The organism is Nostoc sp. WHI, assembly GCF_015714725.1.
Taxonomy (GTDB): Bacteria; Cyanobacteriota; Cyanobacteriia; order Cyanobacteriales; family Nostocaceae; genus Nostoc.
In genome coordinates this window covers 1-23666 of the sequence record NZ_WBKM01000346.1, presented here as the reverse complement: position 1 = coordinate 23666, position 23666 = coordinate 1, and the positions used below count along the sequence as shown (strand labels likewise).

General features: G+C 39.5%; 21 protein-coding genes. 14 read left to right on the top strand and 7 right to left on the bottom strand.

What is annotated here, in order from left to right; translation table 11 throughout:
- Positions 1-99: 99 nt before the first annotated feature.
- Both F8S12_RS35365 and F8S12_RS35360 read right to left on the bottom strand, forming a co-directional pair.
- Complete coding sequence (locus F8S12_RS35365; protein ID WP_196520982.1) at positions 100-1827, bottom strand: hypothetical protein; 1728 nt, start codon at positions 1825-1827, stop codon at positions 100-102.
- 123 nt (positions 1828-1950) lie between these two features.
- Positions 1951-2313 (bottom strand): hypothetical protein, encoded by a 363-nt coding sequence (locus F8S12_RS35360; RefSeq protein WP_196520980.1) that lies wholly within the window; start codon positions 2311-2313, stop codon positions 1951-1953.
- Between the two features lie 305 nt (positions 2314-2618).
- Between F8S12_RS35360 and F8S12_RS35355 the strand changes: the two genes are divergently transcribed.
- Positions 2619-3803: a DUF58 domain-containing protein gene (locus F8S12_RS35355; protein WP_196520978.1), complete on the top strand. Its 1185-nt coding sequence runs from the start codon at positions 2619-2621 to the stop codon at positions 3801-3803.
- A 147-nt stretch (positions 3804-3950) separates the two neighbouring features.
- Here the strand turns inward: F8S12_RS35355 and F8S12_RS35350 are convergent, their stop codons facing one another.
- Positions 3951-4622 (bottom strand): PEP-CTERM sorting domain-containing protein, encoded by a 672-nt coding sequence (locus tag F8S12_RS35350; RefSeq protein ID WP_196520977.1) that lies wholly within the window; start codon positions 4620-4622, stop codon positions 3951-3953.
- A gap of 458 nt (positions 4623-5080) precedes the next feature.
- Here F8S12_RS35350 and F8S12_RS35345 point away from each other — a divergent pair, with 458 nt between their 5' ends.
- The 6 genes from F8S12_RS35345 (at position 5081) to F8S12_RS35320 (ending at position 10724) form a co-directional block, all read left to right on the top strand.
- Complete coding sequence (locus F8S12_RS35345) at positions 5081-5446, top strand: ferredoxin thioredoxin reductase catalytic beta subunit (protein ID WP_196520999.1); 366 nt, start codon at positions 5081-5083, stop codon at positions 5444-5446.
- Positions 5443-5835: a DUF309 domain-containing protein gene (locus F8S12_RS35340; RefSeq protein WP_196520975.1), complete on the top strand. Its 393-nt coding sequence runs from the start codon at positions 5443-5445 to the stop codon at positions 5833-5835. The genes F8S12_RS35345 and F8S12_RS35340 overlap by 4 nt, the downstream gene beginning before the upstream one ends.
- Positions 5836-6221: 386 nt before the next feature.
- The gene (locus F8S12_RS35335) at positions 6222-6719 is read left to right on the top strand and encodes an LptA/OstA family protein (RefSeq protein ID WP_196520973.1); all 498 of its coding nucleotides are present in this window, start codon (positions 6222-6224) and stop codon (positions 6717-6719) included.
- A gap of 35 nt (positions 6720-6754) precedes the next feature.
- Positions 6755-7483 carry an LPS export ABC transporter ATP-binding protein gene (gene lptB / locus F8S12_RS35330; RefSeq protein ID WP_196520971.1) on the top strand — a complete coding sequence of 243 codons (729 nt, stop codon included), beginning with the start codon at positions 6755-6757 and terminating at the stop codon, positions 7481-7483.
- A gap of 242 nt (positions 7484-7725) precedes the next feature.
- Positions 7726-9264: a hypothetical protein gene (locus F8S12_RS35325; RefSeq protein WP_196520969.1), complete on the top strand. Its 1539-nt coding sequence runs from the start codon at positions 7726-7728 to the stop codon at positions 9262-9264.
- Positions 9265-9608: 344 nt separating this feature from the next.
- A complete protein-coding gene (locus tag F8S12_RS35320) occupies positions 9609-10724 on the top strand; it encodes an LptF/LptG family permease (protein ID WP_196520997.1) in 1116 nt (371 codons plus the stop codon).
- 154 nt (positions 10725-10878) lie between these two features.
- Here the strand turns inward: F8S12_RS35320 and F8S12_RS35315 are convergent, their stop codons facing one another.
- Positions 10879-11499 carry a CP12 domain-containing protein gene (locus F8S12_RS35315; protein ID WP_196520967.1) on the bottom strand — a complete coding sequence of 207 codons (621 nt, stop codon included), beginning with the start codon at positions 11497-11499 and terminating at the stop codon, positions 10879-10881.
- Between the two features lie 427 nt (positions 11500-11926).
- Between F8S12_RS35315 and F8S12_RS35310 the strand changes: the two genes are divergently transcribed.
- A complete protein-coding gene (locus F8S12_RS35310) occupies positions 11927-13162 on the top strand; it encodes a hypothetical protein (RefSeq protein ID WP_196520960.1) in 1236 nt (411 codons plus the stop codon).
- 91 nt (positions 13163-13253) lie between these two features.
- On the opposite strand, the gene F8S12_RS35305 is transcribed toward F8S12_RS35310, so the two are convergent.
- Complete coding sequence (locus F8S12_RS35305) at positions 13254-13883, bottom strand: TetR/AcrR family transcriptional regulator (protein ID WP_196520958.1); 630 nt, start codon at positions 13881-13883, stop codon at positions 13254-13256.
- A gap of 111 nt (positions 13884-13994) precedes the next feature.
- On the opposite strand from F8S12_RS35305, the gene F8S12_RS35300 reads away from it, so the two are divergent.
- A complete protein-coding gene (locus F8S12_RS35300) occupies positions 13995-14687 on the top strand; it encodes a Coq4 family protein (RefSeq protein ID WP_196520957.1) in 693 nt (230 codons plus the stop codon).
- 61 nt (positions 14688-14748) lie between these two features.
- Complete coding sequence (locus F8S12_RS35295) at positions 14749-14958, top strand: hypothetical protein (RefSeq protein ID WP_196520956.1); 210 nt, start codon at positions 14749-14751, stop codon at positions 14956-14958.
- Between the two features lie 18 nt (positions 14959-14976).
- Here F8S12_RS35295 and F8S12_RS35290 read toward each other — a convergent pair whose 3' ends face one another.
- On the bottom strand, positions 14977-15651 hold the full coding sequence (locus tag F8S12_RS35290; protein WP_196520995.1) for an S-layer homology domain-containing protein: 675 nt from the start codon (positions 15649-15651) through the stop codon (positions 14977-14979).
- A gap of 243 nt (positions 15652-15894) precedes the next feature.
- Here F8S12_RS35290 and rpiA point away from each other — a divergent pair, with 243 nt between their 5' ends.
- Positions 15895-16605, top strand: coding sequence for a ribose-5-phosphate isomerase RpiA (gene rpiA, locus F8S12_RS35285; RefSeq protein WP_196520954.1), 711 nt, complete (start codon positions 15895-15897; stop codon positions 16603-16605).
- 418 nt (positions 16606-17023) lie between these two features.
- On the opposite strand, the gene F8S12_RS35280 is transcribed toward rpiA, so the two are convergent.
- Entirely contained in the window at positions 17024-18199 is a 1176-nt protein-coding gene (locus F8S12_RS35280) for a PPC domain-containing protein (RefSeq protein ID WP_196520952.1), read from the bottom strand.
- 548 nt (positions 18200-18747) lie between these two features.
- On the opposite strand from F8S12_RS35280, the gene F8S12_RS35275 reads away from it, so the two are divergent.
- From F8S12_RS35275 to F8S12_RS35265, 3 genes are all read left to right on the top strand, one after another.
- Entirely contained in the window at positions 18748-20808 is a 2061-nt protein-coding gene (locus tag F8S12_RS35275; RefSeq protein ID WP_196520950.1) for a serine/threonine-protein kinase, read from the top strand.
- A gap of 405 nt (positions 20809-21213) precedes the next feature.
- The gene (locus F8S12_RS35270; protein WP_196520949.1) at positions 21214-22422 is read left to right on the top strand and encodes an O-antigen ligase family protein; all 1209 of its coding nucleotides are present in this window, start codon (positions 21214-21216) and stop codon (positions 22420-22422) included.
- A gap of 24 nt (positions 22423-22446) precedes the next feature.
- Entirely contained in the window at positions 22447-23607 is a 1161-nt protein-coding gene (locus F8S12_RS35265) for a glycosyltransferase family 4 protein (protein WP_196520947.1), read from the top strand.
- The last annotated feature ends 59 nt before the right edge of the window (positions 23608-23666 follow it).

Genomic DNA, 23666 nt, shown 5'->3' with positions numbered 1-23666 from the left:
CAAGGAAGTTGAAAAAAACAAAATGGAATAATTCAGACAAAGTTAAAAAGCTAAATAAATTCAATTATTTATAAGCTAGTAGATAATTTTAAAATGGACTCAGCTTAAATATGTTTGAATATTTTCAATTCTATGGTTTTTATCTTTTTGGCACTTATATAATTCCTCATAAAATTTGATATCTACTTCTCGCCAACTTATCCAACCAGTATTGGAATATTTATTATCTGTAAAACTATAAGCTACTAATCTAGGAGTATTGTTGATTGAAATTATACAAAAATCGTCTTGAGGGCTAACTATGTTATCAATATTATCTTGATAGACCATGATTTTAAATGGAGATTTATTTATCAATTCTGATTTACTCTCATCATCAAGTGAATCGTAAAAATTCTTGAATTCATCTTGTTGATATTCTATCAAATACCTTTCATGTACTTGAGTTTGAAAGAAATCTTTTAATTTATTATTATCCACTAATTTTCTGAGAAAATGTAGCGTACAAATTGCATTAACCATAACCTGAACCTGTTTGTATAATTCAGTCAGAGTTTCAACTTCTGAAAAAACAATTTTTCCTTGTTTGAGATATAAACTGCTATTGATTATTTTTTTAATGCTATCGATTTCTGCAAGAAATGAGGGTATATTTTGCGGCCTAATATAATTACTATCTAAAACAGCTACTAATTCTTTATCGTCGCTTACAAGTAAATGTTCGCGTAATTGCTTTTTAAGAATACCTAAGTATTGTTCATATTCCTTTTCCCAATATATAGATTTTATATCTAGTCCTTCTTCAATGTCTGCACTATTATTAGTATTCCATTTTGCCACAAAGAAACCTATTTTTTCAGTGTTCCATGATTGATATTCTAATACAACTCTCCAAGTTTCAATACATCTATATTGAGGTTTATTTTGACTCATATTAAGATTATATTCATTAATGAATTCATACCTAGAAGTAGCTTCTTTTTGTTTTGTATGAGTTTGACTTCCATTAACACCAACCTGTATGTTCTGTATATTGAAAGACCATTTAGCCTCCATTGACTGTTCGCTTTGATTTATCTCTTTAGTTTCTCCTTGAATAGTAAACTTTATTTCTCCTTCATCTTTACTAGCATAATGTTTGCTATCTAGTTGCAGCTTGATTTTTACTAAATCATTAGGATGACGTTTAGATATTCTTAAAATAATATCTTTCACTTTGAATTCATATATTAAAGATAAGGATAAAGCCAGAATAAAACTTATGATCAATAAATATATCCAAGTATTATCACTTTCTTTTAAATTTAGACCGGACTTTATAGATTGTTCTAATAAACCTAAATCTAGTAAATTTATTTTTTCTGAAAGTTTATTACTTTTATCAAAAAACAAATCCACACATAAAATATATTCTTCGTTGGCATTAGTTTTAAACTTGTACCATAAGGTTCTAATGACGTTAGGTTTGTTTTCATCGTTTATATCTATGTAAACATTAGTAAGTCCTAAATCGTTATTAAACTCATCTCTATCTTCAAAGTCTGAATCATAATAGTTACTTCTTTGAGTAGCTCTAAACCAAGGTCTGGTTTTAAAATCTATATATTGTTTATAATTTTCATTAGTAAATGGATAAGATAGCAGGAAGCCTGTCTTTGTATTAGTAATATAGACATTATTAATTCTTAGATCAGGAATTATATTTGAGTAATTATCATCACCTATTAAATAGTTAATCACAACTTGGCTAAAAGTATATAAGTTTTGGTTTTGTATACCATTTTGTTTTGTTTTATTATCCAAATCTTTTTTAATTTCACTCGTCATTATGTAAGTAAAATTCTGAAAAACTTTATCATCAGTACTTTGCTTTTTTTCTTTATATCGCTCAATCTTATTAGTGCCTTGTTGTTGATTAAAGTCATTTACAATAGTATAATCATAGTAAACCTAAACAGACTCTCCTGTTTTTCCTATCTTCCATTTAACAGAACCTTCATTCGGTGCATTTTGGTCAACAATTATTTTTTCTTTAATATTAGCAGGAAGTCTTTTGCCTTCAGGATTTTGAAAATTTGATTTATAATCATTTTTTAATTTCTTTTGTGCTTGTTTTACAAAAAACTCAAAATTTTTTGTATATTGTGTTTTTGCATCTAGGTTTTCATACCAGGAAGTGAGTTGTTTATATTCTTCAATTTCTCTATGAGTTTTAATAATAGATCCATAAGTTATGATACTCACAATTGATAATATATAAAATGAGAAGAATGGGATTGCAATTTTAAATAATTTATTTTTTGATTCAAGCATAGTTTATCCTCTAAGTAAAATTATTGAAGTTAAGCAAATACGGTTAAATAACCTCTGAACAGTCACAATGGCAGCAATGATGTCTGCTTACTTGGGAATTTAAAGAAGGATATATAGATAATAAATACTTTTTAGTAGAAAATACTGATGTTTTGTAAATTTTGTGTGTTGATTAAGTTAGGAAAACATAAATAAGACGAATATATATTTAGATAAGTCGAGTATAAAGGGATTGCCACGGTACGACAAAACCTGTGAAAAGATAACACTGTGAATTTTGGGTGGTATTAGGTTAAAAAAGAAACATGAAAATCATCAAACCTATCACCAATTGGTTAGAAACCCGCGCTTGTACCCCTACATACGGCGGTTGGATACTAGCAGCAACGGCAATTTGTTTTTTTGGCGCAGGTATCAATACGATGGCTGGTTGGCTGTACGCCATTAGCGGCATCAGTTTTGCTCTTTTGGGTGTAGCAGCCATCTTACCACCGCGATCGCTCACAGGTTTATCCATCACCCGTCGTCCCATGCAGCCTGTGTCAGCCGGCGATGATCTGACGGTGGAGTTAGAAATCCGCAATCAGACACAGCAGCCTGTAAGCTTGTTGCAAGTTGAGGATATATTGCCCTTCGTCTTAGGGAAACCAGTACAAAAGGCAATCGAAACAATTCCTAGCCAAGGCAGTTACCGTTGGGTATATTACCACCCAACTCAGCGCCGGGGCGTTTATCGCTGGCACACAGTCGAACTAGCTTCTGGTGCGCCTTTAGGATTGTTTTGGTGTCGCCGTCAGCGTGATTGTGCTGCCACAGCGATCGTCTATCCGACAGTGTTACCCTTGGCTACCTGCCCCCTAGTAGACGAAATGGGGCAAGAAGAGAGCAAAAGGGGCGATCCTCGTGGCAAACCGTTGCAGACAGCAACAACAGGGCTGGTGCGATCGCTCCGTCCCTACCGCACCGGAGATCCCACCCGTCTGATTCACTGGCGAACTAGCGCCCGCTATGGCGAATTAAGGGTGCGAGAGTTAGAAATGGTGACAGGTGGACAAGAAATAGTTATTGCCCTTGACAGTGCTAGTAATTGGGAAGAAGAAAACTTTGAACAAGCTGTAATTGCCGCAGCATCGCTGTATTTTTATGCACAGCAACAGCAATTAGAGGTGCAACTCTGGACAGCATCAACAAGTTTAGTTAAAGGCGATCGCTTTGTCCTAGAAACCTTAGCAGCAACCACAGCCCTAGAAGATGCCAGTTCAGTAGTTCCTAAAAGCTATCCTTTGATTTGGCTAACTCAAAACCCCTTGAGCCTTGCTACTCTTCCTCAAGGTAGTCGCTGGGTTTTGTGGCCAAATATTTCCTCACCAGCAGAAACAGAGGTAATCAATTGGGAACACCCTGGTATAGTTTTGCAAAGCGATGTCTCCGACGGGCTACGCCTACGCCCTCTGCAACCCCAACTGCAAAAAACATTACATTCGTATTAATCAATACCTTCGCCAAAAAACCACACCCTAAAAGGGCTATACGAACAAAGCCTGCCTCTACAGACTGTAAAGCTTTTAGCCCACGGAGGTGGGCTTCGTTTGTGTAGCCGCGACTTCTAGCCGTTCGGGCAAGTTGCAAGGTTTGAGTTAACTTTGCTTTAGCTTAGTACTCTGTTGCTGTTTACGTCTTAATACTGAACCAGCACTTAAAGTAGCTATTGACAGTAGCGCTGGTAGAAATGTAGGTTCGGGAACAGATGTAGCTTTTTCATTAAAGGTAAAGTTATCTAGCGCAAACTGTGTCCCGCGACCACCCGTCTCTATAAGATAATCTGGTTCAACTCCCCCAAATGACGTAAATCTTAATTCATCAACACCAAAATAATCAAAATTAACTAAAGTTGGCTGTGTCGTATCTACAACCACAGTTTTTGAATATAAGGTTGCGCCGCTCTTGAAACCTTCTACAGTAATCGAAAGACCATCATTCCAAGCACCTGTGAGGTAAGCACTGTTGAAGTCAAAAATACTATCACTTACTAGGGCAGGGTTTCCAAACCCGTTGAAAGCCACATAGTCTCCTGATACTCTACCATTGTCATAGCCTGTACGTGAGGTACCATTCGAGCCATTGTTGTAGGAAAAATTATCCCAATTAAATCCACCGTAACCGTTAGGAATTGAAGCAAAACCTGAAATAGCCGCTATATCATCAAATGTTAAAACAGTTGCTTGTGCTACTGCTCCTATTCCCAAAACGATGACTGTTGCTGCGATCGCAGCAGTCGATAACTTTTTCCCAACAGTTGAAATACTCATATAGTAGTAGTAGTAACTCTTGATAAGTTTGTGCTTTTTTTATTACACATTTAAGAACATACACTAAACCCCAAAAAATATTAAGTATTACTACTTAGGGATTTCATGAAGTCTCATAAAGTTATGATGAAGAGAATTCAGCACAATCTATAAATAAAGCCTGACATAAGGAACGTGCTTGGTGTCTTCCCTTAGACACGTCACAGACTCGTTTGTTGATCAGAACAAATCAACCTGTTGACTTTTAAAGTCTGCCTGAAGATGCAACTTGAATTTTGATTAGCTCATAAGTTAAGCTTCTGAGATTTATGAGATTTTGTCTGATCCCAGCACACCGGACATATCAGCCTTTGAGCAAAGGTAAAATAGTTAAAGCAGGTAAGGTTGGGGAAATACACCCAGTAATCCCTACATGAAGCTGAGGTACAATGCAAAGAAATATTTAAATTATGAGCGACATGATCACATCAGAACATAACACAAAATCCAGCGATAAAAGCCTAGAGGCAATGCGGCATTTTTCCGAACAATACGCCAAGCGGACTGGAACATACTTTTGTTCTGAACCTTCTGTTACCGCAGTTGTAATTGAAGGACTAGCCAAACATAAAGACGAACTAGGTGCGCCTTTATGTCCCTGTCGCCATTACGAAGATAAAGAAGCTGAGGTTCACGCCACATATTGGAACTGTCCGTGTGTGCCAATGAGAGAACGCAAAGAGTGCCATTGCATGTTGTTCCTCACCTCTGACAACGAGTTTTCTGGAGAAAAACAAGAAATCTCTCTCGAAACAATTAAAGAAGTACGAGACAGCATGGGATGAGCGAAACTATCCCCCAAGAGTTTTGGCAAGGCGTGGAACAGTTCAATTCTGGTCAGTTCTACGCCTGTCATGACACTTTAGAAGCTTTGTGGATTGAAGCCAACGAACCGGAAAAAACCTTTTATCAAAGCATTCTCCAAATTGCAGTGGCACTGTATCATTTGGAGAATCGAAACTGGCGAGGTGCAGTAATTTTACTAGGAGAAGGCAGCAATCGCCTGCGGCGTTACCCATCTAATTACTACGGCATTGATGTAGATGAGCTATTGAGTCAGAGCGTAGCATTGTTGACGACATTACAACAAATAGGGTCAGACAGGATTACTACTGATGATCTGGGTGAAAATGAAGCCTTATCTTTACCTATAATTCTGCTCGCTAACGATTAGTAAAGTTTAAGCAGGTGATCTGGAGCTTGGATGTTTGAGCGTAGATTTCGGCATTCTGAGTTCTGAACTTGAAGTTCGGAGTTTCAAACCTCGTTTTCAGCCTCTGGCTGGAAATGCTGCTCATTGCAGCTCTGCGGCCAGTAAGAGAGGCAGAGCCTTAACGATGGGCATTCCCAGTCTGAGACTGGGAACGAGATAGCTTGAACTTCCGAATTGTGAAGCTGTAGTGGATTTTATATAAAATTTCCTGAAACCTTGAGGTTGGGGGTAGCGTCACTATTTCAGCCAGTAGTTATCGTAAATCACTCCAGATTGTATATTTCATATCTGGATAAAGTACTTGAGATAATGAAAATACAAGCTGAAATCCTGAATCTTAAATTGCTATGATGCCCTGCTATAAATTGCCCAGATCACAAATGCGTCGCTTTGGATTAGCTTTAATGCTGCCAGTTGCACTCTTAGGCGCTTTTGTATTCCCTAACCAACTGCAAACCGCTACTGCACAAACATCTAGAGAAAATCGCCCCCTAACTATCCGTGCTGATGTGCAAGAATATGACGCTAAAAATCAAGTAATCACCGCGACCGGTAATGTGCAAATGTCATATCCGGCTCGCCAGATTCAGGCAACATCTGCCCAAGCACAGTACTTTAGTAAAGAACGCCGAATTGATTTCAGTGGCAACGTTTATATTTTGCAACAGGGCGGTAACAGTATCCGGGCGGAGAAGGTAACGTATTTAATTGACGAAGGGCGGTTTGTTGCCTTACCCCAATCCAACCGTCAGGTAGAGTCGATCTATATGATTCAGGAATCAGATAATGATGGACAAACTACAGCACCTGCTCCCCAAACACCAGCATTGAAGCGTTCTAATTAGCATCTACCATCAAGCATCAAGAAAGGGCGCGAACAATGAAAATTGTTTTAGAGAATATTCACAAATCTTACGGCAAGAGAGTAATTGTCAATCGTGTTAATCTTTCTGTTGATCAGGGCGAAGTCGTTGGTTTACTAGGCCCCAATGGGGCTGGTAAAACGACAACCTTTTACATTGCCACAGGTTTAGAAAAACCCAATCAAGGAAAAGTCTGGCTAGGTAATCTGGATGTTACGGGAATGCCAATGCACCAAAGGGCGCGATTGGGTATTGGCTATTTAGCGCAAGAAGCAAGTATTTTTCGCCAACTCTCGGTACAGGATAATATTCTGTTGGTTCTAGAGCAAACTAATGTGCCACGATGGGAGTGGTCTAAGCGACTCAAAACTTTACTGGGGGAGTTCCGGTTGGAAAAATTAGCTAATAGCAAAGGAATTCAACTTTCTGGTGGTGAGCGACGGCGGACGGAATTGGCAAGGTCTTTAGCTGCTGGACAAGAAGGGCCAAAATTTTTACTTTTGGATGAACCATTTGCGGGAGTTGATCCGATCGCAGTTTCAGAAATTCAGCAAATTGTAGCGCAACTACGCGATCGCGGCATGGGAATCTTAATTACAGATCATAATGTCCGCGAAACCCTAGCCATCACTGATCGCGCCTACATCATGCGCGAGGGACAAATTCTCGCTTTTGGCACTGCTGGCGAACTCTACAGCAATCCGCTCGTGCGCCAATATTATTTAGGGGATAACTTTCAAGTCTAAATTAACAATTAGGACAGAATTCAGGAGTCAGAATTCAGGAGTCAGGAGTGAAAAAAGCTTTATATCTGGCTTTGAGGCTGAGTTTCTGTACTTTATTTAGTCACAAACTGCTGTATTTAGTTAATATTTTTAAAGGATATTTTGATTTTTAAAAGTTACCCGTGATTTTAATCGAACTATTACCCCCCTTAATCCCCCCTTGTAAAGGGGGGAAACAATAAAATCCCTTCTGCCTAAAACCAATGTCACCAAGAAAAGCAACCAAGACAACTGAATACACAGTTACCAGAATTGCTTATTCTGTTGGTGAAACTCCAGTGGAGTTGGTTAAACTAGCTGAGGCTTTAGGTAGTTTGCGTTCAGAGTTGTGGAATAAATACGGTTCACTGCAAGCTTGGGGGATTGACAAAAATACAATCATCAAGAACATCCGAAACAATCCAGAATTACGCAAAATATATGGAGCAGAAAGGTTTAATCTTAGTTCTGAGATTTGGGAACGAACAGTACAAACCATAATTGATGATATCCACGCAGTTCAAGAAGCTGCAAAGGTTCAGGTTATTCGGAGAATCTGCGCTAATTTTAAACCTGAAAAAATAGAGGTTGTCAAAAACAAGAAGACAGTATTAGTAGATAATCCTGAAACATCCTTTAGAGATGAATTAATCAGAAGTCTCAACTCTCAGGAGTGGCAAAATTACCCGTTGATTAGTCGTTGGGTGAGGCAATGTTATAGGCGTGGTCATACGTGGGTTAACAACCAAATTGTAGTTAATGCCACTTCTGGATCAATGAAGGGTAAGATATCTCGCAAGGGTAGAGTAACTACTTATCAGATACCAGGATTCATGGATGGTAAGCGGTGTCAGTGGATATCTGTTTCCATCCTTGCTGGTAGGGTTACACCCAAGGCAGGGCGGTTACGCTTCATTATCAATCACTCAGGAGCAGTAGAACTCCACTATCCCAAGACCACTAAAATCGAAGTCAATCCTAGCACTGATAGCATCGGTCTTGACAAGGGTTTTACAGAGGGTTTTTATGGTAGTAATGGCGTAGCTTATACCGAGGGATTGGGTCAGGTAATTAAACGAAGCTCTGATGCCAGAACCAAGAAGAATAGAAAGCGTTACAGGTTATTCGCCATATCTCAAGCTGTTGATCCAGCTAGGTCTGCCAGGATTTTAGAGAACAATTTAGGCAGGAAAAAGGCGAACAACTTAGACAGAAGAAAACGTCAAACCATTCGTCAACTTATTCGCACTGATACTAATAAAATATTTGATTCCTTTGGGGAAATCTTTGCAGAAGATTTAAGCAAACATATCAAAGGCAAGCGTAGAGCTAAAGCTGTAAATAGGAGACTAAACGAATGGAGTAAAGGGGAATTACAGAAAGCGTTGGATGAAATTTCTATCCGTAAGGGTGGAAAAGTCACATTAGTAAATGCTGCTTATACCTCACAGGTTGATCATCGGAATGGTACGTTACTAGGAAAACGTCTCTTAGATCAATTATTCACCTTTGACGGGGTGGTATTACAAGCAGATTATAACGCCGGGAACTGTATCAAACATCGAGGTGCTGATTCTGTCATAACTCGGTTTATGAAAAAGGAACAAGTGCATCGAATATTGGTAGAAAGAACTCGGTTATTCCTTGCAGAGTTAGGTCATAGCTTAGAGTCAGGCGTGTCTTTGGGATGGTTAGACTCCAAGCATCTGGTGCAAGGTAAGCCGTCACGTCGTAGGCGGCAGGGTCTAGATACGGTGTCCTGAGAGGACTGATTGCAAGACCGAGCAATTAGTTACTACCGTCAATTAGACTGCGAAACTTATGGACAATTGGATACTTAGGATTTATCCTGAATTACTCCGATATGTCGTTACGCCTTCTTCCTTCTTCCTTTCTTGATAAAATCCGGTTCCCTGCCCTTTATAAGGGCGAGGGTTAGGGTGGGGTAAAAAATATTTCACACATCAATCATGACTTTTAAAACATCCTCTTAAAGAGATTAAAGAGAATCGGTATTAATCTAAATATTTAACTTTTCAAGTTGCTTATGATATCAAAGAAGTTCGAGTCTTTCTACAACCTCCATTCGCTGATGCCTTTTACGATTATGGATCGTTATCTTGCCAGCGAACTGATAGCGCCGTTTTTCTTTGGTGTCGGAGCTTTTTCATCAATTGGTGTTACCATTGATGCTGTGTTTGATCTCGTCAGAAAAATCGTAGAATCTGGGCTACCCATAGATATTGCCATTCAGGTTTTTTTGTTAAAATTTCCCAACTTTATCGTTTTAGCCTTCCCTATGTCTACGCTGCTAGCTACTTTGATGACTTACAGTCGTCTTTCTAGCGACAGCGAACTAATTGCCCTGCGTAGTTGTGGGGTCAGCGTCTATCGCATGGTGCTAACTGCTGTGATGTTGAGTCTTGTGGTTACAGGAATGACATTTATATTTAACGAACAAATAGCACCAGCAGCAAATTATCAAGCGGGGATGACTCTGGATAAAGCCCTCAAATCAGACAAACCAGCTTTTAAACAGCAAAATATTTTCTATCCTGAATATCAGGATGTTACCCAGCCAGATGGTTCTAAGAATAGGATATTGACACGCTTGTTTTACGCCGACCAATTTGATGGTAAGCGGATGACAGGTTTGACGATTATAGACCGCTCAACAAAAGGTCTGAATCAAATTTTGGTATCAGAATCCGCCCAGTGGAATCCTTCTAAAAATATCTGGGATTTTTACAACGGCACGATCTATTTTGTCGCTGCCGATCGCTCTTATCGCAACATCGTTAGATTTGAACAGCAACAACTGCAACTACCACGCACACCATTAAGTCTGGCAGAAAAAAGCCGCGACTATGGTGAAATGAATATTTCTGAAGCACTAAATCAACTAGAAGTGGAATATCTTGGTGGCGATCGCCAAAAAATTCGTAAACTCCAAGTGCGGATTCAACAAAAAATCTCCTTACCCTTTGTATGCGTAGTTTTCGGCTTGGTAGGTGCAGCGATGGGAAGCATACCCCAGCGAACTGGAAGAGGCACCAGCTTTGGGATTAGTGTCGTAGTAATTTTTTCGTACTACTTAATTTTCTTTATTAGTGGTGCGATCGCGCAAGCCGGAGTCCTCTCTCCCTGGATGGGGGCTTGGTTGCCCAACTTTATTTTTTTAGGAATAGGTTTATTGTTATTGATGCGAGTTGCCAAACGATGAATAGTGCTGAGTAATGAGTGCTGAGTGGTGAGTAATGAGTGGGGATCTCATCTCTTTACTCAGCACTCAAAACTGGGAACGGGCTAAACCCTAGCTATCCGCTAACGGAACTGTTTTGCCCAATGCCCTTTACCTTTTGATCACAACACCTCAATTACGGGTGATAATTTCGACATTCCGGTGCATCTGGGTTTTCCTTGCAGTATTCCTCAAAAGAGACTTTGGCTGATACCATACCCTCAGCTTTCTGATGAGCCGCTTCTGCCTGGAGTTCTTCTACTTCATCCCAGGCAGCAGCACAGGCTTTAGAATAAGCACCTTGTTCGGTGCAAATAGCACGAGCCTGCTCAATTCCTTTTTGAATTCTCTCCTCCAGCAGTAGCGCTCTTGGCGCCTCCACAAAGTCGCTTTTGGTCAAAATGTCGGTAATCGAGATAATGCCCAACAGCTTGCCTTGAATCACAGGTGCCCGGTGGATACCAGTGTTAGCAAATAAACGCGCTACATATTCCACACCCAAATCAGGGTTTACCACAATGCAGGGCTTGCTCATAATTTCGTAAACCCATACTTGCTTTGGGTCTTTACCGTAGGCTGTTACCTTATAAACAATATCTGTTTCTGTGACAATACCATAAGCATCATTGTCATGGCGATGATCCACAACCAGCGATCGCAATCCTTTTTCCTTCATCAGCCCCACTGCTTCAGCAACAGTAGCCGAACCGCGAATGGTAACTACATCTTTGGTCATAATATCTTCAGCTTTCATCATTGCTGTAGTCTCCTGGTGAATAGTACGGTGCAGCACAGCGCCCTCAAAGGCTTATCGAAGCATTGCAGCGCACAGCTTGCTAACTAGAAAGTGAAAAAGTTGAACTTTTGTCCAGCCATAACAATAAACTTAGAGCAACTGTCAACTCATGATCATATCTAATGTGACCGATGCTCAAAAACTCGGCACAAATTGCCATAACTTTCCAGAAAGTCTTGCCAAAAGACTCCAACGGGTAAAAAGTAAATTTTTGACTACTATATATCTATTGGTAATGACTAATAACTGAGGGAGAAGTTAGGATAAAATCACCATTTAAACTTAAGTTGAGATATTTACTGTTGAGGGAAGCAAAAGCATCAAACAGCAACGCTTTCAACTTTCGTCAATTTTTACCGATTTTTAGTAAATTTTAATCCTTTATCTTATGCCACATCGTCATTATCCTCCCGCCTACTTACGCTATCTCAAAGCCAGGTTATGGAATCTAGGACGACCTAGTTTTTGGGGAACTGCAATTTTTTTATCTGTGGTAGGGCTAGTAACCTGGGAATACTGGAAAAATCCAGATATTTTCGTTTATAAGCCAAAAAACCAAGTCGCTTCCCAAAAGCCTGCTGATTCCTCTCTGTCAGCAGAAGACAGAGCGATCGCAGCAGATATTGATAATTTGCCAGTTTTATTTAATGACTTTGAGCAAGCAACTCTCCCAGCAACGACAAATACCCCCAAGGAAAACACTGAGGGAAAAAAGAGTAAAAGCTTATTAGAGGATGTAATTAACAATAAAAAATCTGCTAGTGATACCAAATTAAATCCTGGTTTAGGCATAGTTAATAACGACACGTCCCCAGCCGTGAAAAATCCCTTCGTTGTACAAACAGAAAATTTATTGCGTACTGGGACAGTTGATAGTAATAGTCAGTTTCTAGGTCTCAAGACCTTAACTGCGGCATCTGAACCAACAGGGGGGGAACAAACATCCTCTAGCCTGGGTATTGGATTCACTAATCAAACCAACAAGAATCAAAATTCTGTCTCCATCAGCCCTTTGCAAGCAGCGCTCGACCAATCGACAAACCAGAAATTGTCTAGCTTTAATGGTACTGCAACTCAGACAAATACCTTGAGGCGCATCTCTGACCCAGGAGCAACGTTAATACCGTCCATCAACAGCTTACCCAGTCAGAATTCTCTACCGGCTACTGGGTTAAGTGCTGGGACAGGCTACAGGCCAACGGGTACGAACTTGCTACAAAATCCCTACAATAATTTAAATAATGGTCAGGTAGTGCCTACTGGTACAGGTTATACGTCAACGGGTACGAGCTTACCGCAAAATCCCTACAATAATTTAAATAACGGTCAAGTAGTGCCTAGTGTAGCACCAGTAACGCCCCCAGTGACCTCGATCGCACCAAATAATAATCCACCTTACTCTAGCCAGAGTCCAAGTGCTGTGACCCCCACAAACCCTATGGGATATGGTAATTATGGTTTGCAGCAGCCGAATTACTTACCACAATCTAATTATGGGTTGCAGCAACCGACGCAACCAGCACAATCTAATTACGGGAATTCTGTGTTGCAGCAACCAACACAGTCTAATTCCTTATATCTTCGCCAAATTCGAGACAAGTATAGAGATTCGGGTCAAAGGTGATTTTATTTGCGGTGAAGATAATTATAGTTGCAGATAATCTTAGTTTTCTCAGGTCTTGATTGCAGGTTTGAGCGATTAGCATTACAGGTCGCTACAAGTAACTTTGCAAGTAACTCAGAGTCAATCTTTTTGTTTCTGTCACCAGTTGTTGACGGAATTTTTTTTCTTGGCTAAGAGATGTCCATAAAAGGGTGCCGATGATTTTCACCAACACAAAAGCGATCGCTTCATAGACGATTGGTTCTAAATCTGGACAACGCTCCGATATAAACATCGCCAAATCTTGAATCAGTTGGGCATCACCCGCCGCATCGATCGCTTCTAGTTCAGGCATTGAACTTTGCAAGGGCATAAAAATGGCATGATAACCTGGGTAATCGGTAAAAAATTGATCAACGGTATCAATTACCTGCTCCATATATCTAGAGAGAGATAAACTCTTGCTTTCAGGTGTATCCAATTCTACTAATAAATGATGGAGTTGCTGATTGTAGCGAGCTGCCAGTCCGTAAAGAATTGCTGCCTTATCAGGAAAGAATTGGTACAGCGATCCGATAGGTACTTTGGCATTAGCTGCGATCGCATTGGTACTGGTGGCGTTATAGCCCTCCGTAATAAATAATTGTTCAGCTACATCCAAAATTTGATTTACGCGCTCTTGGCTACGCGCTTGACGAGGCTGGCGGCGCATCCCTTTGGGCTTTGATGAATCGGTGGTCATGAAGTTAAAAAAATCGGTGAAAAATTTGCTTGACTAAACATGAGCATTACTCGTATTATTGCAAATGTGAGCAATACTCATATTTTAGTCTAACCACAGGAGGATATTGTTATGGACAAAGATTTACTTAGATTATCCAGTTCCAAAGTTGGAAACGATTTAACCCATCAGATGCAACAAATTACCGCATTACAGCCTTTTTTAGCAATGCTTGCCGGAGATTCAAGTTTGGATGTAGTGGGAGAGATGGTTGCTGCTTTGCTGGAAACACCTTCCTTTGACATTGCAGTAGAGTACCTTAAGCGTGATCCTAGTTCAGCAGCATTAATTGAAGAGCGATACATAGCTCCGCCTCATAATCTGGACACTCTGTTGCAATATCCACCGGATTCCTTGGGATACCTTTACAGCATGGCAATGAAGGCAAAGGGATTTCGAGCCGAAGACTTGTACGAAGAAATACCCATTTATTCCGATGCCAGTTATGTGGAGGCGAGACTAAGCCAAACCCACGATATATGGCATATTGTTACTGGTTTTGGTATATTACCATCTGACGAGATCGGATTACAGGCATTTCACTTGCCACAGTTTCCCTATCCTCTAGCAGTATCTTTGCTTTCTAGTAGCATGATGTCTGCCCTTCTATTCAATCCTGAAGAATTGCCCACTTTGCTTGATGCGATTCAAACCGGATGGGAAATGGGCAAAAACGCCAAATCTCTCTTTGCCCAAAAGTGGGAGGAAGCTTGGGGAAAACCCTTACTGCAATGGCAAAAAGAGCTAAATCTTCTTTTGTATTGAAATGGTAAGTATTTAATGAGGTGTGGTCATCTGCATCTCTATTATCAAGAGAGGAATCTATATGCAGCACTTGTGTTCATATTTATACCGATTGCCCTATGCCATGATGGAGAACTTTGAGCTTTGGGGAATTTACGAGGCCGACTTCAGTGAGGCTGTAATTAGTTTTTTAGCATTTCAGCTACTTGAAGATGCGATCGCTCACTTGATTAATTTGAGCAAACGGAGAGAACCCGTATGGATATCCTTCATGCAGTCTCTTGGTTTATAATCTAGGACAAATCTTAAGCTAAGGTGATTGTGGGCTATTTGGAATAATCGGAACTTCTGGAGTTTCGGGTTGTTGCTGTTGTCGTTGCAAATATTTACTCAATACGTAAGCCATATCTCCACGGGTAACAGGTCGTAATGGGGAAATATTGCCTTGAGCATCTGTATTGAGAAATCCCTCAGTCGCTACTGTGGCGATCGCTTTTCTAGCCCAAGCTGGGATAGACTTTTCATCTGGATATGCAGCAAGAATCTCATTAACAGCGTCATTGGGAAACTGAAATACACCATAAGCCTGGGCGAAAATAGCAAGAGCTTCTGCCTTTGTCACCTTTTGATTAGGGAAAAATTCATTGCCCCGATAGCCTTTCATGATGTCAGTTTTTAAGACTATCTGTATATCATTAAATGCCCAATGAGTAGCAGGAACATCTGGAATAAGTAAATTTTCTTTGCTAACAGCTTGTCTTTTATTTAGCCCAAATGCTTTGACCATAATTGACGCTAATTCGGCTCTACTCAGTAACCTTTCTGGATAAAACTTTCCATCAGAAAAGTTTGTCATCCATTTGACAGCAGTTACTTGTTGAATGAAATCAGATGAGATTACAGAAGTTGTTTCTGGCACTTGAGCAATTGCTGGCAAGGTTTGTAGTAGTGCCAATAAAGATAAAGTAATTGAAAGCTGACGCATCATAATAACCACTTTTAGCTGCTAACGTGAATTTAAAAAACTACGTTACTGAGGTTAACGCAAAATTTGGTCTCAGTTAGTGACGAATTTAGGCTGGGCAATGTTGCGTACCTACGTAGTGCGTTAGCTTGTTTTCATAATCAAAGGAGTAGAAATCAGCAAAAACTTGTTTTTTACCTTTCATCTTTTGGCGTTATCTGCCCACTACTATGGACTATAGTCAGTTTTTCAGGAGTTTTGGGAATGACACTAGCAGCAGATCCCGTAAAGTTGATGAAGCAAGAAGTTGGCAAAGCCGCCGCAGCCCTAGTCAAGTCGGGTTCCATTGTGGGGTTGGGTACGGGGTCAACTACAGCATATACGATTCAGTATTTAGGCGATCGCCTCAAGTCTGGTGAACTCAAAGATATCATTGGCATACCCACCTCGTTTCAGTCAGAAGTGCTGGCGAAGCAATACGGTGTCCCTCTTGCCACCTTGGACGCTATTGACCACATCGATATTGCCATTGATGGAGCCGATGAAGTCGATCCACAGAAGAATTTGATTAAAGGCGGTGGTGCAGCACATACCCGCGAAAAAGTTGTAGATTACCTGGCAGAACAGTTCATCGTCGTGGTAGATAGTGGGAAGTTAGTAGACCACTTGGGTTCTAGTTTCCCTGTACCCGTGGAAGTGATTCCAATGGCAATTACTCCCGTAACCAATGCCATCAAAAAACTCGGTGGTAAACCAGAACTCCGCATGGGTGTAAAAAAAGCTGGGCCAGTGATCACTGATCAAGGCAATTTTGTCTTAGATGTCAGATTTGACTCTATAGAAGATCCAGCCAGCCTAGAGCAGACATTGAATAACATTCCTGGCGTCCTGGAAAATGGCATCTTCGTTAACTGTGTTGATTTAGTTTTAATTGGCGAAGTCAAAGATGGTCAACCATTAGTGCGCCAACTGTAAGAGTTATAGATTTTGGATTTTAGAGAAATTTAAAATCCAAAATTAATCGAAACAGTAATCTAACTATCAATATCCACACAAACCAAACGCAGTCTGATTTATAGCAAAATTCCGAATTCAAACGGACTTTATACCTGGCTACCAGACCTAGTTTGTGTACTTACAGCAGTTTTCATGTATTTAGACCACAATCTTCTTCTTTCCTTTCTTCTTTGCGCCTTTGCGTGAGATAAAAACAATGTGGTTCATTTACCCGAAAATCGCTGTAATTAACTTGAAATGTGCGATCGCCACAACTCGCACAACTTTCAGCTTTTGAACCAATACCACCATCTCACGAAATTCCTGCTACAAATACGTTGGTAAAAGGAATTTCGTGAAATAATATTACCTGACCACCCATAAGAACCAAATTAGCTCAAAAAATAGTTAATCTGTATTTACCGCGTTCTTGTGGATTCTTGGAAGTAACAACTATATAGTAAGTGTCATCTTCAGGCAACCTAGCTCGGTCAATTAAAGCACTGTACACACCATCTTTGTCTTTGTCTTTATCTATAGCGATCGCCTGTCCTTGAGAATTTAGCAAGGCTACATAAGGAGAAAACTCTTCATCGACACTATCTACACGAATACTTACAAGCTGATTTTTTCTACCTTGAAAATTGGAAATATTGTAAGCGCCTCCATTTTGTTTAAGAGTTGAACTCTGGGCACTTAATTGACCTGATTCGTCTAGGGTATAGCTAGCTCTGTCATTCCTCAGAGCCAAACTATAGCGACCTGTATCTCCGGGATCTTGGCTAGTAACTGCAATCTTGTAAGTGCCGTTCGTAGGCAGTCGCGCAAAAATGAATGCATCATCGCCATCACTGCTTTTCTCCAAACTGCTTTTTTTGACGATGACATTGTTATCAGGATCATGCAGAAACAATAAGGTATTTAAACTCAAGTTATTTGTTTTGCGTGTATCATTACTCCCAATAAGCCTAATTTGGACTAATTGATTCTCTCTACCTTCAAACTGGTAGAAATGAAAATATCTACCTTGAGATTCAAAGTCACGCTTACTCAGAATACCCAATGCAACATCGGCAAAATTAATCTCCCTGTATGTAGGTGTCGCGGGTGGAGAAACTCTTCTTGGACTGGGTTGGCGAACTCTCGCTGGAGTCGGGTTGGGCTGGCGAACTCTCGCTGGAGCCGGGTTGGGCTGGCGAACTCTCGCTGGAGTCGGACTAGGCTGGCGAACTCTCGCTGGAGTTGGACTAGGCTGGCGAACTCTCACTGGAGTCGGGTTGGGCTGCACTTTTTCTGTGTTAGACGATACACGATTTTGTATTGGTGACTCAATATTTGGCTTCTTTCTTGGAGCTATTGACGCTTGAGAAGCAGGAATTTGCTCAATTGCTTTTTTTACTGCTTCTGGTTGCCTCTCATCTGGTGATTTGGCAATTATGAAGTTTTTAGAATTTTGAGGTATTGCTAAAGCACTTATCGGCAGTATATTACTCGTGATTAGCAAACTACTACTCAAACAACAAATTAAAATGCGACTTAATTTGCGGCGATCGCTGTTGTTTCTTACTAGCATAATTACGCTCCTAATTTTGCTGATGATTTTGTCTTTCAGGAATGGACAAATTTAATTTACTATTTGGTGTTTTTCCCGCAGCAAATAAATCTGACTTCTTATCTAGATTGAACTTAAATTTAGCGATGGACTGCTACCAATTTAATTTGTATATACTATATAGCCAAAATTTTTGTCACAACTAAGTTGCAAAAATCATATTCTAAATTTAAACTCCTAGTAGTCTGTCAATTTTGTAGGTATATACTGAGCTACAAGCTGAAATTGCTGCTTTTCGGATTTTTGGCGAGATATTTTTGTAAAACTGAGCCAGATGCTCCCGAACAACTAAATTGCAAACGCATGTATATAACCAAGTTAACGCCCATCATTCGTCAAAAGGCATCGCTTAAGCAGAATTTACTACAAATTGTCTAAATTGTTCAATACCTGATGAGGTAAGGAAATTGGGGATTTGTATGGTATCTCAGTGATATTGACTAACAAGAGAGATTATACTGCATGACTTAAGATGAATATATACTCCAACATGAAAATGGATTCCCAGTATGCTCTGTTGTGTGAATCCCGATTGCCCAAAACCCGTAAATCCTGATGAAAACAACTATTGCCATAGTTGTAGAGCAGAATTGATACCCCTGCTGGGAGGTCGCTATCGTCCCACTCAGGTGTTGTCAGATGAGGGCGGATTTGGCAGAACCTATCTGGCAGAAGATATACACAAACTGAATGAATGCTGTGTTGTCAAGCAATTCGCACCAAAACTTCAGGGAACTGGGCCATTAACAAAGGCCATTGAGCTATTTAAACAAGAAGCAAGCCGACTACAAGAACTGGCAGAACATCGACAAATTCCAACTTTATTGGCTTATTTTGAGCAAAATAACTATCTGTTTTTAGTACAGCAGTTTATCGATGGGCAAAATTTACTCAAGGAATGGCAAACGCGGGGAAGCTATAGCGAAACAGAGATTCGTGAACTTTTGCTAGATTTACTGCCTGTGCTGAAGTTTATCCACGTGCGGGGAGTGATTCATCGGGATATCAAGCCACAGAATATTATTCGCCGTCAAAGTGACGGGCGATTAGTGCTAATTGATTTTGGAGCCTCCAAGCAGCTGACGGCAACAGTGCAGACTAAAATGGGCACTGTTATCGGCTCACACGGTTACACCGCACTTGAACAGATGCAAGATGGAAAAGCCTACCCAGCCAGTGATTTATTCAGTTTAGGGGCGACTTGTTTTCATTTACTGACTGGGGTTCGTCCATCTCAGCTGTGGATGCAGCAGGGTTACGGTTGGGTTGCGTCTTGGCGGCAATATTTGAGCAGTCCAGGTAAAAACAGGGTTTTTCTGTCTGTAGAGTTGGGTGAAGTTTTGGATAAGTTGTTGCAACTAGACATCCAAAAGCGTTACCAATCGGCTGATGAAGTCATCACTGACTTGACACCTCGGCTATCACCATCGTCATCAGTGCCCCCAACTATACTTACACCAACATTTGCAGCTACCAGAGTAAACAAGGGGCCAGTTTCATCACAACCAAATAACAAGCTGCAAAGTCAACTGCTGTTAGGTTCTAGCATTTTGGTGTTTGGATTGGGGGGAGTTTGGTATTTCCAGACTCGCCCCAATCCAATGAGGGAATTTTCTCAGCCTATTTCTCCGCTGATTCAGCCCAAAAAAACCGTACCGGAAAATCCTTTTCTACCCGAACCCCTCAATGGGCATTCCAGTGATGTGAATTCCGTAGCTTTCAGTCCTGATAGCACAACCCTTGCTAGTGCCAGTGATGACAAGACAATCAAGCTATGGAATCTAGCAAATAAAGCGGAAATCCGCACCTTAGAAGGACATTCCAGTTGGATTTGGACTGTAGCCTTCAGTCCTAATAGTAAAGCTCTCGCTAGTGGCAGTGCGGACAAGACAATCAAACTGTGGAATCTGGAGACAGGAAAGTTAATCCGCACTTTGGAGGGACATACCGACGGAGTGAGTTCTGTAACTTTCAGTCCTGATGGTAAAACCCTTGCTAGTGGCAGTGCTAGTCAGGATAAGACAATTAAGCTGTGGAATCTACAGACAGGGAAGTTAATCCGTACCTTGGAGGGACATACCAATGGTGTTCCATCTGTAGTCTTTAGTCCTGATGGTATGACCCTTGCTAGCGGTAGTTGGGACAAGACAATTAAGCTATGGAATCTGAAGACAGGAAAATTAATCCGCGCCTTGGAGGGAAATCCAGACTCGATTCTTTCAGTCGCTTTTGCTCCCGATGGCCTCACCCTTGCCAGTGGTAGTAAGGATATGAAAATCAAACTGTGGAATCTGAAGACAGGAAAATTAATCCATACTTTAAAGGGACATAATGATAAGGTTAATTCCGTCACTTTTTTGTCAAGTGCAAGTCCAAATTGTGTTACCCTCGTCAGTGGCAGCAGTGACAAGACAATCAAATTGTGGAATCCGGTAACTGGAAAGGAAATCCGCACTTTAAAGACGGGTTCTGGATATATTTATGCTGTTGCCATCAGCCCAGATGGACAAACTATTGCCGGTGGTGGGAGTGGTGAGAATATTCTCAAGATTTGGCAGATGATTCAGTGAAAAGTCCAGAAGTTGAGCCTCGCCTCTCAAAATTTTTGCATTTATGATACTATCCAGAATCTTGGACACCGGATTTAATTTTTAATGATTAATTGCACTTCACTCTCACGGCTTTTGATCAAACTATCGCTATACTCAGTTTCATTGAAAACTGTGGGATTCTTGCTTCAATGGATTTTGACAAATTTACTCTCATCAACAAGGTAAGATTGTTGCAGATTTAGTGAGATATTTTTCTATGCTATGGCTTCAAAAGATGATATTGTCAGAGGGCTGTGTATGATAATATTCTTTATGTACTCAAGATTTTAGCTTGAAAAAATATCAAAATCTCTCCTTTAGCCTACGAATGTGGGTTTTAATGTAGAATTTTTGTTATAAAAAATCATCTATAATTAAAACGTTATGATTAACATATTTTTTCTGCTCATCCTATTTTCTTCACTTTTAGGACGGATTAAATTTCCGGGAATAAATATTGGCATTCATTATTTATTACTGCCTGCATTTAGTTTTGGCATAATTGCTTTATCTCTAAAGTCTATACCCGAAATTGTTAAGAAGCACAGAATCATTTTGATATTTCTGAGTATGCTGTACCTATGGATGTGGCTATGCTCATTAATTAGCTTATTTCCAAATACTGCTATTATTTACAGTATCAAATATACTACTTACTTTATATTATTTTTTGCTTTTTTAGTGATAACTTTTAGAAATCTAAAAGGCTCATCTTTAAGATTTTACTATCGTTGTATATTATACTTACTACAAATAATTGCGGTTTTTGGTTTTTTAGAAGCTTTATTTCCCAATCATTGGATTTTTGAATTATTAAAATTTCCCAGTTTCTATCCTCAGATTGGTTCTATCATGCAAAATCCCAATCAGTTTGGGGTAATAATGGCAATTGGATTATGTTTAAGCCTAATTTTAGAAAAACAGAGAAATATTTCTAAATTTGAATTACATATAAGCGAATTTCTTTTTCTGATTTCCCTAGCTTTGTCTGCTAGCAGAAATGCTTGGCTAGTTTTTATTCTTGGCATAGTTCTTTTATTAATACATAAAATTATTAGTATTAGAAAAACGATTTTTATAATCAGCCTATGGCTTTTATCTATTATATCTCTACCAGTATCTACATATAGAATTGGTTTGGGAGATAGTAAAATATTTCCGTTAATTAATTTATTTTTAGCAAATCCTAGTGATATAGCGCTTCCTAGTCCTGTAGGAACTGCCTTATCAAGGTTCACACTTTGGCAGGCAGCTATTATTGAAACTATTAAAAGACCTCTCACTGGTATAGGCATAGGAGTTTTTGCAGAACATATAGGATTGAAAATTTGGGGACAGAAAGGTTTTCACGCACATAATATATTTTTAAATGTGTTAGTGGAACAAGGAATTACTGGATTATTGATATTTATTAGTTTTTTAACAAGAATAGGATTTCAAGTTAAACATATTAATCCCGTAACGATGATTCCACTTATAATGTTTTTAGCGTCTCAAATGCCAGATTTTTTTGTTGAAGACTATACTTTTACAACTATTGAGTTTTATTTTCTGGCAGCAGCTATCAATTCTCGAAAAGATTTTATCATGTAATGAAGAACTTTAATTATTTAGCTTATGTTGAAAACACCTACCATAAATAAACCTCATTTCCACTTAATATTTCCCAATATATTTAATTTTAAGGGAGGTATTCAAGTTTACTCAATATTTTTGCTCCAAGCTTTACAAGATTTATATCCTGAAGCTAATTATGATGTGTTTCTCAAGTATGACAAACACAATTTAAAACAGCCGCAAAACTTGCAATTTTTAACTTCGACAAGATTTCATTATTTTGGTCAGTTCGCAAAATTATTGCAAACTATTTTATTTGCTACCAAAATAATTATTTTAGCTATTTTCCAACGTCCCACTATAGTCATATCAACCCATGTTAACTATGCCACTGCTTGTTATATTCTAAAACTTATCACTGGGATTCCTTACTGGGTAGTTGCTCATGGTTTAGAAGTTTGGGATATCGAAAGCAAAATTACAAAATTAGCTTTACAAAAAGCAGATAAAATTATTAGTGTTAGTAATTACACTCGCCAGCGTTTACTTGAAGACAAAAATATTGACTCGGAGAAAATAGTCCTTTTACCTAATACGTTTGATGCCAGTCAATTTCAGATAAATCCTAAACCTTCTTACTTACTGAAACGATATAATTTAACAGATGAACAGCCTGTAATTCTAACAGTGACGCGGATGGGGCGGATGGCAAAATATAAGGGTTACGACCAAATACTTCATGCCTTAATTAAAATCCGCTTGCATGTCCCTAATGTTCACTTCATTCTTGCAGGTAAAGGGGATGATGTACCTCGAATTAAGGCTTTAGTTACCAGCTTAAATCTCCAAGATTGTGTCACTATTGCCGGATTCGTACCAGATGAAGAATTGTGTGCTTATTACAATCTCTGCGATGTTTTTGCTTTGCCAAGTAAAGGAGAAGGATTTGGTATTGTTTATCTAGAAGCTTTAGCTTGTGGTAAACCTGTGCTGGCGGGTAATCAAGATGGTTCTATAGATCCTTTAGCTGAGGGAAAATTAGGATGTTTAATTGACCCTGATAATGTAGAAGAAATTGCCGATAATCTAATTCAAATCCTACAAGGCGATTGTTCTAACCCAGTAATTTACCAGCCAGAATACTTGCAACAAAAAACTATTGAAGCTTATGAGTTTAGCCAGTTTCGTGCAAGTTTAGCAGAATTATTGGATGGTCATTAAGTATCAAAATAGAATTCAGGAGTCAAGAGTCAGCGAAGAGGAAAAGGGGCAGGGGGCAG